The organism is Natrialba swarupiae (assembly GCF_008245225.1).
In the GTDB taxonomy this organism is placed as follows: Archaea; Halobacteriota; Halobacteria; order Halobacteriales; family Natrialbaceae; genus Natrarchaeobius; species Natrarchaeobius swarupiae.
Genome location: NZ_VTAW01000087.1, coordinates 1 through 803, shown reverse-complemented (window position 1 = coordinate 803; position 803 = coordinate 1). Strand labels below are relative to the sequence as shown.

Below are 803 nucleotides of genomic sequence, written 5' to 3'. Positions count from 1 at the left end.
TCGAGAAAATAACGCAACGCATCAGCTTCGCAAAGAAGTGGTGTGAGAAGTTCCTTGACTTTCAGAAGTTATCTTAGTCATTAACGCCGCTGACGCGCCGTTCATCGACACGCCGCGAGACGCTCGATACCACTACGCGAAACGCTTCGGTATCGAGGCCAGCTACCGGTTGTCCGAACAGAGTATTGCGACAACATCGACGCAAGATCCAGTCGTACGGCTGTTGTACGTCGTGGTGAGCCTGCTGTTGCAGAACGTCTGGCGGTATCTCCACTGGGAATACGTGGCGACGCCCCGCCGTAGCGGGCGTCGCCTCTGGTCCTGGCCGTTCAAGGAGTTCATCAACATGATCCGACGGGCAGCGTGGACGGCCCTCGCGGTGCGTCGGGCCGTCCCCGCAAATCGGCCACCGGACGATCGGTTCCACCGGTAACCACCGACCGAGAAAGCCTTGTTCGTGAGTGGCAATGCCGTCGCGTCGGCGGCTGATTGCCGCCGACAGCGACAGTTCTCATCATTCTTCGAGGAAACTAACCCGATCACCGCCACCTACGACAGAAATCAGATCTCAGACCGACTCAACTGATGACGTCTTGTGAGGTACTGATCTTACAACGGCGATTGATACAGCTCTTGATCAACTCTCAATACCAAAAGTGAGCAATTATTTCCAATCTCTACTATAGTCAAACAAGCGTTGGGGAAGCACGCGGGCGAGCCCGCCAGGAGTGGTCAGCATAACTTTTGAATATCCGGGAGGAATGTTTTGATCCAGTTGTCGGCGAAGCTGACGCGTTTGGATA

At 55.0% G+C, this 803-nt stretch carries 1 pseudogene; it reads left to right on the top strand.

Annotation, left to right across the window (positions count from 1 at the left end):
• Positions 1 to 85 precede the first annotated feature (85 nt).
• Positions 86 to 433, top strand: a pseudogene (locus FYC77_RS20025) (ISH3 family transposase); the annotation flags it as partial.
• Positions 434 to 803 lie beyond the last annotated feature (370 nt).